The sequence below is a fragment of the Streptomyces sp. A3M-1-3 genome (assembly GCF_024213665.1).
Classification (GTDB): domain Bacteria; phylum Actinomycetota; class Actinomycetes; order Streptomycetales; family Streptomycetaceae; genus Streptomyces.
Genome location: NZ_JANAVP010000026.1, coordinates 57,707 through 71,670, shown reverse-complemented (window position 1 = coordinate 71,670; position 13,964 = coordinate 57,707). Strand labels below are relative to the sequence as shown.

Below are 13,964 nucleotides of genomic sequence, written 5' to 3'. Positions count from 1 at the left end.
CCCGAGCCATCATGAATCCGGCAGACCCGTCCTGGCCTGCCGCCTGGCAGGCGACCTGCGCGAACTCGACGCCAGCTGGCGGGAATCGGCCGAGGTCTGCGCAGACGCCGCTTGGACGGCTCGCGCCACCGGGCACAGCATCCTCAGCCTGCTGAGCCCGGACAAGATCACCGCCGGTCTGACCGCCTCCCACGACGGCATCCTCGCCGCCCTCGAAGAAGTCCTGGACGCCGCCGCCGAGTTCCACGACGGCCTCGGCGACGCGGCCGACCCGCACATCGCCCGGCGGCTGCGCTACCTCGCCGACGAGCGTCTGCGCGTCATCCGCACCGACCTCTCCCACACCCGCAACGCCCTCGCCGACCGGCACGCCCCGCACCCCGGCCGCAGCATTCTGCGCCGAAGAGGTCCCCGCCAACGAACGCGAACGCTCCGCCGTGTGCGCCTGCCCGCCACCGCCGCGCACCGTGCCGGCCCAAGCACCGCCTCCCGTGGCCGCTGGGCTGCGCCGTTGACACCGCCCCACTCCACCAAGGACACCATGCACGACTACGAAAACTCCGAGTGCCTCGCCTCATACGCCGACGTTCTCGCCGGCGAACTGCCCGGTGCCTGGACCAGTACCTACCACCCGCCCGAGCACAAGGACGACCTCGCCGAACTGGGCGACCGGATCTGGGATCTGGACCTCGTCGCCGATTCCCTCGCCGAGTATCCGCTCCAGCAGGCGGCCGTCCTGACCCGCCAGGACGGCGCCCAGCTCGTCGTCCTCGATCGGCCCGACGAACGCGAAGGATTCCTCATCGCCGCCGTCGCCCCCCGTGATCTCCCCGACGAGGCGTACCGCGGGATGCGCGAGCCGAACGGCATCGCCCTGACAGACGACCCCTTCCGGGGCGCCGAGCAGGTCGCCGGCGACCTGCTGACCCGCTACGACACCGCGCTCGCCCAGGTCCGTTACAACGCAGTCAATGGCGTCCAGCCGTCCCAGCTGGAGCGGGTCGTCCTGACCTGGCAGCCGGACGGAAGCCTCGCCGCCGCGCCCGTCGGCGAGACCGCCGAGTCCGTGCTGGCCGCCAACGGGTTCGTCCAGGACACGCAGACCGGTATCTACCGGCTGAGCGGCGACGACACCGCAGCTCAGGCGCGCACTGTTCGCGAGACCGGCCGGCAGCTCGATGCCCAGGGCATCGCCACCGCGCTCCAGCACCCCTCGGGCCGGATCGCGCCCTCCGCCACACCGCCGAGCCCGGCGAAGCAGCCGCACGCTCCCGTACCCCGCCGCCGCTGAACTGGAGAACCGTTCATGGGCAACCGTGCTGACGAGTACGGCACCGACGTCGAGATCTACCGCAAGGCCCTGACCACCACCATCCACGCCGACACTCCCACCGGCGCCCCCGAGCAGCTCCTCGACCTGCTCGACCGGCTCGGCCTGGACCGCCAGGAGATCCGCACCGCCGGGCCCGTCTACATGTGGCACGTGGTCCCCGAACACCTCGACGCCCACGACCAGAAGCGCCTGGCGAGCCGCGCGATCCCCACCCTCCTCATGGCCGGATACAAGGTCAACTGCACCCCCGAGGTCTTCGACAGAGGCGCCTACGAGCAGGCCGCGCACGAGATCCGCTCCGGCAAGCCCCGCCCCGCCACGCAGAACCCGGCACCGGCCGCTGCTCCCGAGCGCCCCGCGCCGTCCCCGCACACACCGTAAGAGCGAACGGCGGCCCCGGCGCCCCGCCGGCGCCGCCCCGCCCCCGCACCACCGACCGGAGAAACCCGTACTCCCCCGCACACCCCCACCGATCACCCACCGCCTGAAGCCCCGCCTCGCGACCGCGCTGTTCCGCCGCTACCTGCGCGCCTGCATCCCCACCGGCCCCGACCGCACCTCTCCGCTGGCCGGCGCACGCCCCGAGTCCGTTCTCGCCGAGGCCCAGCGGATCGGGCACCGCCACCACCACTGCCCCACTCCGACCTGGAGGAGCATGCCTCACCCCACCCTTACCCGGTGCAGTTGGCCGACGCGATCACCCGCCAGCTAGGCCAGCTCGCCGACCACCTCGCCCAACTACCCCCTCACGAGGCCACACAGGTCATCGCCCGCGTCCTCGAACCGGACGACGGAGTCCTCGGCGGCGTCACCCACCTCGTCTCCACCAGCAGCGTGTTCGCCAAGATTCAGGCCGAGCGCGGCGCGCTGCCGGCGGAAGTGTGGCTCGCCCTCGGCCGGGCAGCGAACGAACTCGACGCCATCGGCGGGGACCTGGACGAACACCGCGAGGCCCTCCGGCACGTCAGCACGCAGCCCGCCACCAAAACGGCGAAGCCACCAGCCCCTGCTCCGCTCGTCGTCCGGCGGCGCCGGTGAAGAAGAAGCAGTGGCAGGGCTGGGGACCGGGCGAGCCGGCCGAGCAGCACTACCTCGTCGAGCCCCGCCCCCTCGCCGGCGGCGGCGACATCCGCCACGTCTCAGAGTTCCTGCGCGCCTCCGGCTGGCAGGACAAGTCCAAGGCAGGCGGTCCCCTCTTCCTGGAGAGCCCGGACCGCACGGTCCGGATCGCTTACGACCCCCATGTACTCCCGTACGGATGGACGATCCACGGTAAGGCGACCGGGCACCAGGACGAGTGGTGGCTGACCCTCGGCCGGCAGACGCCGGTGGAGATCGTCGCCGGCCTGACCGACGCCCTCACCCGTCCCCGCTCCGCCCATGCCCCCGACGTGTGGGCGCCGCTGAAGGAGCAGCGCTGGCGCACTCCGCCCGACGCCCGGCACGTCACCGCCGTGAGCCCCGACGGAACCGCCTGGATGCAGTTCCACCAGACCCCAGGCGGCGATGCCATGTGGTGGTCCGGTGCGAAGGACCAGCAGGGCAACGGCTGGACCGCGCAGTTCGCACCCAGCACCCCGATGCACCTCGTGCAAGCCTTCTCGGCTGCTCTCGCCAGTCCCGAGCCCGTGATGCGCCCGCGCGGACGCGTCCCGCACAGCACACAGATCCGGACCACACCCGTCTCCGTCCTGCCCTCCCAGCTCAGCGCCTGGCAGCAGGCCCGGATCGCCGCCGCCCGCGCCGCCACCTGGGCCCGCAACTCCGTCCGCAGCCCCCGGCCCCGCACCACGGCTCGCCCCCACGCCCACGCCGGCGGCGCCCGCACCCGTCACTGACTTCCGAAGCCCCAACATCCGAGGAGCCCTGTGCCCGCACTCACCTCGGACCACGTCCGCACCGCCACCGAAACTCTGTCCCGCCTCACCGACTACCTGCGCGAGGACCCCGAGCCGGCCAAGGCGCTCGCTCTCGTCGAGCCCCTGCTCGACGAATACACGGGCGTCCCCGTCCAGCTCGCCGACGCCCTGCGCGCCCTCGCCCGCGCCGTGCAGGACCACCCCGACACCCCGCGCACCACCGAAGTCGACCTCCTGATCACGGAGTTGCGCACCGCGGCGTGGGAGCAGGCCGACCAGCACACCCTCCACTACGTCCTCGACGACCTCCGCGCCCTGTACGCGAAGGCCCCGTCGTCCACAGTCGGGTGCGGCCGGTGCCGGTGAGAGAACGGCAGCTCGCCGAATTTGCCAACCAGCACGCCTGGCGCATCCCGTTCGACACCAGCCCGTGTCACCTCGCCGGCCCCGGTGACGCCCGTCATGTCACCCACGGCGTGGCCGCCGCCGGATGGACCCGCACCACCGACCCGCTGAGTCCCGAGATCGTCCTGACGAGCCCGGACCACCGTCACAGCCTCCAGTTCGACCCGCAGTCCGCCACCTCCGCGTGGTGGCGGCTGCGGGGCGAGCCCACCGACACCGAGCACGGCTGGTACGCCGAGTTCGGCGAACTCGTCCCCGCCGAGATCCTCGGCAGCCTCACCGACGCCCTCATCGCCCCACCCGCCCGCACAACAGCCGGACCCCTTCGACGTACTGGAGGCCGCGGGCTGGACGATCGACGCCGAGAAGGCCGCCGTCTCGCCGGACGACATGTGCCACATCCGCCAGCGGCACGACGGCGGCAGGCGCGACGCGTGGCACTGGCACGTCGAGACCTGCGAACCGGGATACGGCACCCCGATGGACCCCCGGATCTGGCACACCTGGATCGACGGCCACGCACCCGCTCACCTGATGAACGCCTTCGTCACCGCGCTCGCCCACGACGCGCCGCTGCAGCGCGGCATGTTCGACCGCACCGCCCACCACAGCGTCGTGCAGCAGCCGAGCCCGCTCACCCCGCAGCAGGTCGTCGAGGCGCACACCGCCCGACTCGACGCCGTCCGCTCGCAGGCACGCGCCGCCCCCCGCCCGCAGCAGCCGAAACTCACGAGCGCCCCGGCCAAGACCGGCACTTCCCGTCCGACCGCTCGCCGCTGATCCCGAGAGGACACCTCACCATCTCCCTCGATCCCACCGCTCACCGCGAGTTCCTGCACCACCTCGACGGCTTCATCCACGACAGCAAGAAGATCCTCAACGCCTGGGACGCCTACTCCGACGAGCACACTGGTCTCGACGGCTGGCCGTACGACGACCACGCCTACGGGCTCCGCCAGAGCCAGCGCGACGCCGACACCGCCGAGGCGTTCGAGACCGTCCGCGCCGGCGCCCGTCACCTGCTGGTCACGGCCGAGACGCAACTCGTGCACCTGCCTGCCCACGCGGTGCAGAACCGCTGGGGGTACCAACTGGGCGTCCTGTATGCCGCGCTCGACCGCCTGGATGCGCTGCATCAGGAGTGGCTGGAGACGCGCGACAGTCTCCCAGCCGACGCCCGGCCCGGCACCGCGGCCTTCGCTGACGCTCTCGCCGAGCATCACGCCGAATCGTGGAGCTACCTCGACGACTGGGCCACTCACGGCCAGGCCATCGGCGACATCAACTCTGCCGCCCCGCAAGCCCCTTCGCCCTTGGCCCCGCCTCCGACTGTGACCGCAGTCCCCGCGTCGGGCCAGACCACGTCGGTGCGGAGGTGACCGTGCCCCCGATTCCCGAGACCGTCGAGGTCGAGTTCATCGCCCCGCGTCACCTGGCCGGCGGCGGTGACCCCTCGTGGATCACCGTCCGCCTCCACCGCGCCTGTGGCTGGAGCTACGGCCACGACCCCCTGATGCCGCGCGTGATCCTTTCCAGCCCCGACCAGAAGGCCCTGCTGCGGCTGGACCCCGATCCCGACGGCCAGTGGTGGACCCTCCACCACGCCGCCGAGCCGGACAGGCCCGCCTGGTACGCGAGCTTCGGCGCCCGCACCCCGGTCGAGATCATCGCCGGCTTCACCGACGCTTTCACCGATCCGGCCGCGACCACAGCCGCCGAGGCGGATCCTTACGAGCCGCTCCTGCAAGCCGATTGGGCGCCCGCCCGCGTCCAGAACGGACTCGTCTCGCCCGACGGCACGGCGTACGTCCAATGCCTCGACGGCGAGGGAAGCGGCCCCTGGTTCGCCACCGCCACGCTTAGCGAATCCCGGCCGGTGTGGCAGGCCCGGTTCGGCGAGCACACTCCGCCGCACCTGATCGCCGCGTTCACCGCCGCGCTCGCCGACCGCGGCCCGGTGGCACGGTCCAATCCGCTCAGTCTCCCGACCCGCAATCCGGATCTCGTCACCCGCACGGACCGGGAACTGCCGGCCGCGCAAGTCGCCTCCGCCTTGGAGGGCCGCGTCTGCACGCTCGCCACCCGCCGCGCCGCCCCGCCAGCGACTCCGCGCGCCCCGCGACGCCCTCCGGCCAACCCCGGCCGCGCCCGCTGAACCCCTCCGCCCCCGCCCGGAAGCACATCGCCCCTTGCCTCCTCCCTCCAGCAACTCGACCGACGGGTACGACATCGCCTTCCGCCTCCTCCTCGGAGTGCTCGCCGTCGTCGTCCCCCTGTCCCACCTCGCCTGGCTGTCCGGCAACATCACCGCGTACCTCACCGGAGCCACCTGGGCGCCGTACCAGCCGGCCGCCGCCCTGCTCCACCCCGACCAACTCTGGCCCCAGGCCACAGAAACGTCCCTGCTGATCGGCGCCCGGATCGTCCCGATCATCGTCCTGCTCGCGCTCGGCGCCGCAGCCGGCGTCCTGTGGTCCCGCCACACGAACCGCAGCAGCGGCCGGAAGAAGAAGATCACCGGGATGGCCAAGGCCCGAGACATCCAGCCACTGATGGCCAAGGCGATCACCGACAAGGCCCGCTCCCTGCGCCCGAGCCTGAAGACCGCCAAGCACATCGACGCAAAGGACACCGGCATCCTGCTCGGCAACCTGCAGGGCACCCACCACGAAGTGCGCATGGGGTACGAGGACGTCGCCGTCGCGATCATGGCCCCGCGGTCAGGCAAGACGACCAGCCTGGCGATCCCCTCGATCCTCAACGCGCCCGGACCGGTCCTGCTCACCAGCAATAAGGCGGCGGGCGACGCCTACACCGCCACCCTCGACACCCGCGCGGCGGCGGGGCGGGCGTGGTCGATGGACCCGCAGCAGATCGCGCACTCGGCCCGCGAGATGTGGTGGAACCCCCTCGCCGGCGCGAAGACCCTGGACGGAGCGGGGCGCCTGGCCAGCCACTTCCTCGCCGCGAGCGTGGACGCCTCCCAGCAGGGTGACTTCTGGTCGAAGGCCGGATCCAACATCCTGTCCCAGCTGTTCCTCGCGGCGGCGCTCGACGACCGGCCGATCACTGACGTGATGCAGTGGCTCGCCTTCCCCGCCGACCGCACCCCGCTGGACATCCTCCGCGACCACGGCTTCACCGCCGTCGCGGCACAGCTCAAGGGCACCGTAGAGGGCCCGCCCGAGACGCGCGACGGCATCTACGAGACGGCCCGCCAGTACGCCGCCGCCCTGCTGAACTCCGAGATCGCGGCATGGGTGACCCCGCAGAAGAATGTCCCCGAGTTCCGGCCGTCAGATTTCGTCACCTCCACCGACACGCTCTACCTGCTGAGCAAGGACGGCGGAGGAGGAGCGAGCGCGCTGATCGCGGCGTGCGCGGACTCAGTGATGCGGGCCGCGACCGCACAGGCCGAGCGCGCCGGCGGACGCCTCGACCCGCCGATGCTCGCGATCCTCGACGAGGCCGCCAACGTCTGCAAAATCAGCGACCTGCCGGACCTGTACTCCCACCTCGGCAGCCGCGGAATCATCCCGATCACCATCCTCCAGTCCTACCGCCAGGGCCAAAAGGTCTGGGGCGACGCGGGCATGGACGCCATGTGGTCCGCCTCGACCGTGAAGGTGATCGGCTCCGGTATCGACGACCCGGACTTCGCCGACAAGCTCTCCCGGCTGATCGGCGACCACGACGTCGAGACCACCTCCACCTCGCACTCCGAGTCCGGCAAGAGCACCTCCGTGTCGATGCGGCAGGAGCGCATCCTGCCCGCCGACGCAATCCGCGCCCTCCCCAAGGGCACCGCCCTGTGCTTCGCCACCGGCATGCGCGCCGCGATGCTCGACCTCCGCCCCTGGTACCTGGAGCCCGGCGCCGACGAACTGGCCGCTGCTTCCCAACGCGCCTCGAAGGGCATCACCGCCCGCGCGATCGCCAAGCACGCGCCGAAGCAGTCCGACTTCGGCACAGCCGCCTAAGAATCCAGGCCGCCCCCTCGCCCCGGCACACCCCAGTCCTGTGTTTCGGAGATTGATGCCTTCCCCTGTCACCCACCCCCACGCTGCGAGCGCGGCACGGCAGTTGGCCGTACCGCTCCCAGACGGCACTCAGCTCTCCACGCACATCGAAGGCCCGGCCGACGGTCCGGGGACCGTGGTCCTCGTCCACGGTCTCTCCGTCACCTCCGCCCTCTGGCGCCGCCATGTGCCGCTGCTGACCGAGCAGAACCTGCGCGTCGTGCGCTACGACCAACGCGGCCACGGCCACTCCACCCGAGGAGCCGCCCCACTCACCCTGGACCAGCTCGCTGACGACCTCGCACACCTCATCGGCCACGCCGCGCCACGCAGGTCTCTCGTGCTGGCCGGGCATTCCATGGGCGCCATGACGCTTATGCGGCTGACCGCCCGCCACCCGCGTCTCGCGCCCCGGATCAGCGGGCTCGTACTGGTCTCCCCGCCCCCCGGTGGTCTGAGCACCCGCACCGGCAACGGAGCCGGGCAAGCCCTCCTCGCCGGCAGCCGTGACCTGCTGGCCACCGCCTGCACCCGCGCACCCCGGCTACTCGACACCGTCCGACGGCAGCTGCCCGCCACCAGCCGCTGGACACTGCGCCCACCCACCACACGAGGCGCATCGCCTCAGCCGCTGCCGTGCCGGCAAGGGCTCCACGCCCTGCCCACAGCCGACATCGCAGCCCTGTGGAACGACCTCACCCAGCAGCACCACGACCCGGCACCGCTGCAAGCGCTGGGGCAGCGGGTCCAGATCCTGGCCGGCGAGCAGGACGCCCACATCCCTGCAGACGAAACCCGCCGCCTCGCGCAGCTCTTGCCCGAGGCTCAGCTGGAGATCGTGCCGGATGCCACCCACGCCCTACCGCTACGCCAGCCGCAACTCATCGCCGACCGCATCACCGCCGCGGCCAGACGCTAACCGTCAGGGAACTCCGTGACCTTCGCCGACCACCATGATGTCTTCATCGGCTCGGCCGACGACGGATGGACGTTCGCCGTGCTCAACCGCCGCATACCCGCTGCCGACGCCATCCTGACCCGAGCCGGGTTCACCGCCCGCGAGGACCACGGCCGCAGCGTCTACCTGCTGCCGCCGGGCACGTCCGAGGACGCGCACGAGCGGGCCGGTATGGCGATGTACGGGCTCCTGGCGCACACCATGGATTTTGTCGACCTCGCCAGCACCACCCGCGGCCCGATATCCAAGGCCGCCGTGCACTTCCGGTTCGCCGACGGAACCGTCACCGCGACAGCGGCCACGGACAAGGCGAGCGGCATCCTCACGCAGCACGGCTTCATCCCCAGCGAAGACCCTGCCCGGCACGTACTGCCCGCCGACATGGGCGAGCGCGAGGCCGTGAACACCGTGGTCCGCGCCGAAGCGCACCTGTACGCCGAGGGACTCGGTGTGCGCATCGACCTCGGCATCCCGACGCCCGCAGCAATTCCGACCGCTGCCCGGCGCACCTCCCAGGCGGTGCTCGCTGGCCCGACTGCCGCGCGGGCGCAGCGCCGCACCCGCTGACCCCTACACCTCGAGGCCCCTTACACCGTCATGCGTCAGATCGACCTTTCCCTGCAGATCGACCACCTCCGAAAGCTCGGCGACGACTTCGCCGCCCTGCACACCACCGTCGAGGCGTTGAACGCCACCCCAGGGAGCGAGACGCTGCAGCACGTCGCTCCGAAGATCCTCGCCATCCACGAGCTGATCGGGCGCACCCTGACCCGTCTGTCCGTGCTCGACGGCAGCCAGTACACGACCGTGCCCGGCAGCCGATCCTCCCTGGACACGCTCAGTTCCGTCGTCGAAGCCGCGGCCTTCGCCTCCGCGGACCTGTCGACGATGGTGGCCACCAACCCGCTGGACGCTGCGGGATTTCCCGGCGGCCCGCCGGTCGGCGACGCCACCGTGCGCCAGGCTCGGCACGCCGAAGCGGCGCCCCTCCTGGCCGAGAGCCTGTCCGGCGCCGCCCACCACCTCGACCTGTGCGCGATCGGCTGCCACTACACGGCAACCGGCATCGCCCGGGACCTGAAGGACCACCCTGAACACCAGCCGCCGCTGCCCGATCTGACCAAAGCCCAGCACACGGCCCCCGAGTCGGCGGCTCAGGGCGGAGCCGGCACCACCCCCGCGAGTACCCCCACCCCGCTCGCGGGACGCCGCCGCTAGAGCAACGCCGTGCCCGCTCCCACCGAAGCCCTCCGGACAACCCTGGCCCAACCGCGCTGCTCCCTGGGCGTGTTCGTGCCCGCTGGCCTGCATCCGCCGACCGCAGAGCGCCGGGTCCTCGAACGGCTCGCCTCGTCGGGAACCGACGTGTTCGAGATCGGACTGGCCCACCACACGCCGTTCCTCGACGGCCCCGTCATCCAGTCCGCATACCGCCGCGCCCTGCACAACGGGAACGTGCTCGACCGCACCCTCCGCGCGGTCGAGCACGCCGCCCGCCACGCGCCGACCGTCGTCATGACCTACTGGGAAGCCGTCACCCAGCACGGGCCCGAGGGCCTGGCCCACTCATTCGCCGACACGGGCGCCGCCGGCGTGATGGTCGTCGACCTCCCCGACGAGGCGGCCGACACCTGGCGTGAGATCGCCGCCACCGCCGGCCTCACCGCCCCGCGCTTCGCGCCCCGCACATCGACCGAACGGCAGCTCGGCGCGATCAGCGCGACCGCGTCCGGGTGGCTCTACGCCCCCGCCAGTGCCGCGCCGACCGGATACCGCGGGCACCTCGACCTCGAAGCTCTCTCCGCCGCAGTGCGGCGGCTGCGCTCGGCCAGCCCGCTCCCCGTCGTCTCCGGGGTCGGCATCTCCACCCCGCTTCTCGCCGCCGCCGTCGCCCCTCTGGTCGACGCCGTCGTGATCGGCACGCCCGTGGTCCGCGCCCTGGACCGGGGCCCCGACGCTGCGAGCGCCCTCGTCGCCGCCTACGCCCGAGCCCTCCAACACCGGCCTCGCTGATCCCGCCCGGGACACCGGCGCTCTCTTTCCCTCCACTCCCGTCAGGAATCGCCATTTCCACCACCCCGCAGTTTCTTGCCATATCCCTCGGCGCCGGGATTCAGTCCAGCGCCATGCTCGCCCTCTCCGCCGAAGGGGTCCTCCCGAAGGTCGATTACGCAATATTCGCCGACACCGGCTGGGAACCCGCCGCCGTATACGCCCACCTCGACCGTCTCGAAAAGGAGATCGCCGCACCCGCAGGAATACCGGTACTGCGCGCCTCTTCCGGAAACATCCGCAACGACGCACTCGACCCGGATCACAGGTTCGCGTCCATGCCTCTCTACATCCTGAATAAGGACGGGAAGCAGGGCATGACCCGACGCCAGTGCACGGGTGAATATAAAATCAAGCCGATCAAGAAAAAGGTCCGCGAAATTCTCGGATACCCCTACCCTCGGCGTATCCCGAAGGACGTGTTCGTCGAGCAGTGGGTGGGAATTTCGACGGATGAATTCCACCGCGCCAAGGACGCCGACGTCCGCTACATGCGCAACCTGCATCCCCTCATCGATATGGGATGGTCCCGCAGCGACTGCATCCGCTACCTGACGTCACTCGGTCTCGCGGACACCCCGAAATCGTCGTGCCTCGGCTGTCCTTTCCACGGAAATTCTCAGTGGAGGCACATCCGCGACACCAGCCCCGACGAGTGGCAGGACGTCGTCGACTTCGACGCCGCGATCCGGAAGGGAAACGCCCGCGCCAACGCCACCGGCAACCACCTGCTTGGCCAGGCATTCCTTCACCGCTCCCGCGTCCCTCTCGACGAGGCGCCGATCGACCACGTCACCGCCGCCGAACGGGCAGCCCGCCAGGACGAGCCGGCCGACGCAGAGGAACTGGAGCACGGCGTGGTGGACGGCTGCTCGCCCTGGGCGTGCCCGGGTGACGCGGACGCGCTGGCCCAGGACGACTTCGGGCTGGCTTCTTGATACTTGACCTCTTCGCGGGGCCGGGCGGCTGGAGCCACGCCCTGACCGTACTGGGCGGGCGGGACGTCGGCCTGGAATGGGACGAGTGGGCCTGTAAGACCCGTGCCGCGGCTGGCCAGTTGACGATCCGCACCGACGTGGCGATGTATCCGACGTGGCCGTGGGTCGGCCGGACGCGGGGGCTGATCGCAAGTCCGCCGTGCCAGGCGTGGAGCATGGCTGGCAAGCGCCTCGGCCTACTCGACCAGCCGCTGGTGCACGCGGCGGTCGAGGATCTGGCCGCCGGACGTGACACCCGCGAACGCCTCCTCGCCGCGTGCCGCGACGAGCGCTCCCTGCTCGCAGCCGAACCCATGCGCTATCTGCACGCTCTGAACACGGTCGGCGAGCCCGACTGGGTGGCCATGGAGGAGGTGCCGGACGTCCTGCCGCTGTGGAAGCAGTACGCGGCCGTCCTGCGCGGCTGGGGGTTCTCCGTCTGGTACGGGATCGTCAACGCCGCCGACTTCGGCGTTCCGCAGACCAGGAAGCGGGCGATCCTCCTCGCCTCCCGGGTCCGCACGGCACAGCCTCCCACTCCCACGCACTCCCAAGTCGCCGAGTCTGAATCGCTGTTCGGGCCGGGCCGCGCCCGCTGGGTCAGCATGGCCGAGGCACTGGGGTGGGGTGCGACCGACCGGCCCGTTCCCACCGTCTGTGCCGGCGGCGGACCCGAACCCTTCCCGTCGGGCTCCCGCAAGACACTCTCCGACGCCCGAGAGCGCGGCACATGGATGCCCCGGCCGGACGGCGTTGTCCTGCAGTCCCGCCGCGAAGGCGCTGGCTGGAAGGCCCGGCACGGCATACGCGAGAACCGGGCCGCCGACGCTCCGGCTCCGACGTTCACCGCCGAGGCGCACCGCTGGTCCTGGTCCCTGCGCAGCAACAACCAGGCCAACGCCACCGTCCGTCCGCTGTCCGAGCCGGCAGGCACGCTGTTCTTCGGGCACCGGGCGAACGAGTGCACCTGGGTCGCCGAACCGGCCTCGGCTCCGACCAAGGACACGGACGAGAAGGGCACGGACGCGCCGGCGGTACCGGAGCCGATCCGGATCACCGCCCGCGAGGCTGGCCTCCTGCAGACCTTCCCCGCCGACTACCCCTGGGCCGGCAACAAGGGCCAGCAGTTCTCGCAGATCGGCAACGCCGTACCCCCATTGCTCGCCGGCCACCTCCTCGCCCCACACCTCGGCGTCACCCTCGACCCCGACGACTTCACCCTCGCCGCCTGATGCCCCACACCCCGGAACCCGACGAAGACGACCTCGACGCCATCGCACCGCCGCAGCCGGTGTTCCACGTCGAGCAGGCCCTCCTCGGCGCCCTCCTCCTCGACCCGCACCGTCTCGGCGACGTGACCGGCATCGCCGCCGACTCCTTCTCCACCGCCGCGCACGCCGCCCTCTTCGCCGCGATCAGCACCCTGCCTCCGCCCAACCCCGCCGAGCACGCGAAGAACACCAAATGGCTCGACCGCGTGCTCGCCAAGGGACGCGGGCAGGCGCGCGGACTGACCGCCTCGTACCTGCACACCCTCGTCCAGGTCTGTCCCTGGCCCCGCCACGCACCGGCCTACGCGCGGATGGTCGAGGCCGAACACGCCCGCCGCCGGCTGCAGACGGCCGCCGAACGCCTCGTCCAGACCGTCCACGATGCCTCCCTCCCGCACCCCATCCAGACGGTGCTCGCCGAGGCCGACGCACTCGCCGCGGTCGTGGACGACATCGCGAGCCGCTTCCCGCCGCGCGCCGGAGTCCTGCCCCGCACCCCGGAAACGCCGCCAGCCATCGCGCCCGACCGCACCGATGCGGTCGAGGAGGAGCAGCTGCTGCTCGCCACCGCTACCGCCCACCCCGCCGACATCGACTCCATTCGGTGGCTGCTCCCCGACGACCTCACCCTGCCGCTGCACGCCAGCCTGTGGCAGTGCCTGACCACCCTCGCCCGGCGCCGCGAGCCCGTCGACCCCGTCACCGTCTTGTGGGAGGCCCAGCAGCGCGGTGTGTTGGACGACGGAAACAACCCGGGCGAAGTGCTCCGCCTGCTGGCCGAACCGGCTGGTTCCGTAGAGCACTGGGGCGAGCGCGCCCTGCAGCGTTCCCTCCTGGCCACCGCCGACCACACGGGCCGGCGCATCGAGGCGTATGCCGGCGACCCGGCGAACACCCCGTTCCAACTCGTCGTCGGCGCCCGCCGATCCCTCGCCGACATCGGCGCCGTTCGTACCCGCTGGCAGCACGCCACCGGAACGGTCCCGCCGCAGCGACCGCGCCCGGCGCCTACCACCCGCGCCGGCCCACCGACCACCACGGCCGCGCACACCGCCCGCGCTGCGCGAGCAACCCGATAACACCCTGCATA

At 71.6% G+C, this 13,964-nt stretch carries 16 protein-coding genes and 1 pseudogene; all 17 read left to right on the top strand.

The features are described from left to right. The first annotated feature begins 541 nt into the window (after positions 1-541). The 17 genes and pseudogenes from NLX86_RS25835 to NLX86_RS25760 all read left to right on the top strand — a co-directional run bounded on the left by NLX86_RS25835 (position 542) and on the right by NLX86_RS25760 (position 13,953). A complete protein-coding gene (locus tag NLX86_RS25835) occupies positions 542-1,291 on the top strand; it encodes a hypothetical protein (protein WP_254374187.1) in 750 nt (249 codons plus the stop codon). Between the two features lie 15 nt (positions 1,292-1,306). After that, positions 1,307-1,714: a hypothetical protein gene (locus NLX86_RS25830; protein ID WP_254374186.1), complete on the top strand. Its 408-nt coding sequence runs from the start codon at positions 1,307-1,309 to the stop codon at positions 1,712-1,714. Positions 1,715-2,011: 297 nt separating this feature from the next. Beyond that, positions 2,012-2,371, top strand: coding sequence for a hypothetical protein (locus tag NLX86_RS25825; protein ID WP_254374185.1), 360 nt, complete (start codon positions 2,012-2,014; stop codon positions 2,369-2,371). Next, positions 2,368-3,171, top strand: coding sequence for a DUF317 domain-containing protein (locus tag NLX86_RS25820; protein ID WP_254374184.1), 804 nt, complete (start codon positions 2,368-2,370; stop codon positions 3,169-3,171). The genes NLX86_RS25825 and NLX86_RS25820 overlap by 4 nt, the downstream gene beginning before the upstream one ends. A 30-nt stretch (positions 3,172-3,201) precedes the next feature. Continuing rightward, positions 3,202-3,558 carry a hypothetical protein gene (locus NLX86_RS25815; RefSeq protein ID WP_254374183.1) on the top strand — a complete coding sequence of 119 codons (357 nt, stop codon included), beginning with the start codon at positions 3,202-3,204 and terminating at the stop codon, positions 3,556-3,558. Further along, a pseudogene (locus NLX86_RS34835) lies at positions 3,453-3,836 on the top strand (DUF317 domain-containing protein); the annotation flags it as partial. The gene NLX86_RS25815 and the pseudogene NLX86_RS34835, both read left to right, overlap by 106 nt. Positions 3,837-3,987: 151 nt before the next feature. After that, positions 3,988-4,377 (top strand): DUF317 domain-containing protein, encoded by a 390-nt coding sequence (locus NLX86_RS34830; protein ID WP_308409639.1) that lies wholly within the window; start codon positions 3,988-3,990, stop codon positions 4,375-4,377. A 266-nt stretch (positions 4,378-4,643) separates the two neighbouring features. Beyond that, positions 4,644-4,976, top strand: coding sequence for a hypothetical protein (locus NLX86_RS25805; protein ID WP_254374182.1), 333 nt, complete (start codon positions 4,644-4,646; stop codon positions 4,974-4,976). A gap of 2 nt (positions 4,977-4,978) precedes the next feature. Beyond that, positions 4,979-5,752 (top strand): DUF317 domain-containing protein, encoded by a 774-nt coding sequence (locus NLX86_RS25800; protein ID WP_254374181.1) that lies wholly within the window; start codon positions 4,979-4,981, stop codon positions 5,750-5,752. A gap of 34 nt (positions 5,753-5,786) precedes the next feature. After that, positions 5,787-7,577, top strand: coding sequence for a TraM recognition domain-containing protein (locus tag NLX86_RS25795; RefSeq protein ID WP_254374180.1), 1,791 nt, complete (start codon positions 5,787-5,789; stop codon positions 7,575-7,577). Between the two features lie 55 nt (positions 7,578-7,632). Beyond that, the gene (locus tag NLX86_RS25790) at positions 7,633-8,535 is read left to right on the top strand and encodes an alpha/beta fold hydrolase (protein WP_254374179.1); all 903 of its coding nucleotides are present in this window, start codon (positions 7,633-7,635) and stop codon (positions 8,533-8,535) included. Between the two features lie 15 nt (positions 8,536-8,550). Continuing rightward, positions 8,551-9,141 carry a hypothetical protein gene (locus NLX86_RS25785; RefSeq protein ID WP_254374178.1) on the top strand — a complete coding sequence of 197 codons (591 nt, stop codon included), beginning with the start codon at positions 8,551-8,553 and terminating at the stop codon, positions 9,139-9,141. A gap of 30 nt (positions 9,142-9,171) precedes the next feature. Next, positions 9,172-9,792: a hypothetical protein gene (locus NLX86_RS25780; RefSeq protein WP_254374177.1), complete on the top strand. Its 621-nt coding sequence runs from the start codon at positions 9,172-9,174 to the stop codon at positions 9,790-9,792. A gap of 9 nt (positions 9,793-9,801) precedes the next feature. Continuing rightward, entirely contained in the window at positions 9,802-10,587 is a 786-nt protein-coding gene (trpA, locus tag NLX86_RS25775) for a tryptophan synthase subunit alpha (protein WP_254374176.1), read from the top strand. 113 nt (positions 10,588-10,700) lie between these two features. After that, entirely contained in the window at positions 10,701-11,564 is an 864-nt protein-coding gene (locus tag NLX86_RS25770; protein ID WP_254374175.1) for a hypothetical protein, read from the top strand. Continuing rightward, positions 11,561-12,835, top strand: coding sequence for a DNA cytosine methyltransferase (locus NLX86_RS25765; RefSeq protein WP_254374174.1), 1,275 nt, complete (start codon positions 11,561-11,563; stop codon positions 12,833-12,835). Before NLX86_RS25770 ends, NLX86_RS25765 begins: the two co-directional genes overlap by 4 nt. Then, entirely contained in the window at positions 12,835-13,953 is a 1,119-nt protein-coding gene (locus NLX86_RS25760) for a DnaB-like helicase N-terminal domain-containing protein (protein WP_254374173.1), read from the top strand. Before NLX86_RS25765 ends, NLX86_RS25760 begins: the two co-directional genes overlap by 1 nt. Positions 13,954-13,964: the final 11 nt, after the last annotated feature.

Bases quoted from the DNA above. Each gene is read 5' to 3' on its own strand.
- NLX86_RS25835 (WP_254374187.1), top strand. From the start codon at position 542: ATGCACGACTACGAAAACTCCGAGTGCCTCGCCTCATACGCCGACGTT.
- NLX86_RS25790 (WP_254374179.1), top strand. From the start codon at position 7,633: ATGCCTTCCCCTGTCACCCACCCCCACGCTGCGAGCGCGGCACGGCAG.
- NLX86_RS25830 (WP_254374186.1), top strand. From the start codon at position 1,307: ATGGGCAACCGTGCTGACGAGTACGGCACCGACGTCGAGATCTACCGC.
- NLX86_RS34830 (WP_308409639.1), top strand. From the start codon at position 3,988: ATGTGCCACATCCGCCAGCGGCACGACGGCGGCAGGCGCGACGCGTGG.
- NLX86_RS25780 (WP_254374177.1), top strand. From the start codon at position 9,172: ATGCGTCAGATCGACCTTTCCCTGCAGATCGACCACCTCCGAAAGCTC.
- NLX86_RS25770 (WP_254374175.1), top strand. From the start codon at position 10,701: ATGCTCGCCCTCTCCGCCGAAGGGGTCCTCCCGAAGGTCGATTACGCA.
- NLX86_RS25760 (WP_254374173.1), top strand. From the start codon at position 12,835: ATGCCCCACACCCCGGAACCCGACGAAGACGACCTCGACGCCATCGCA.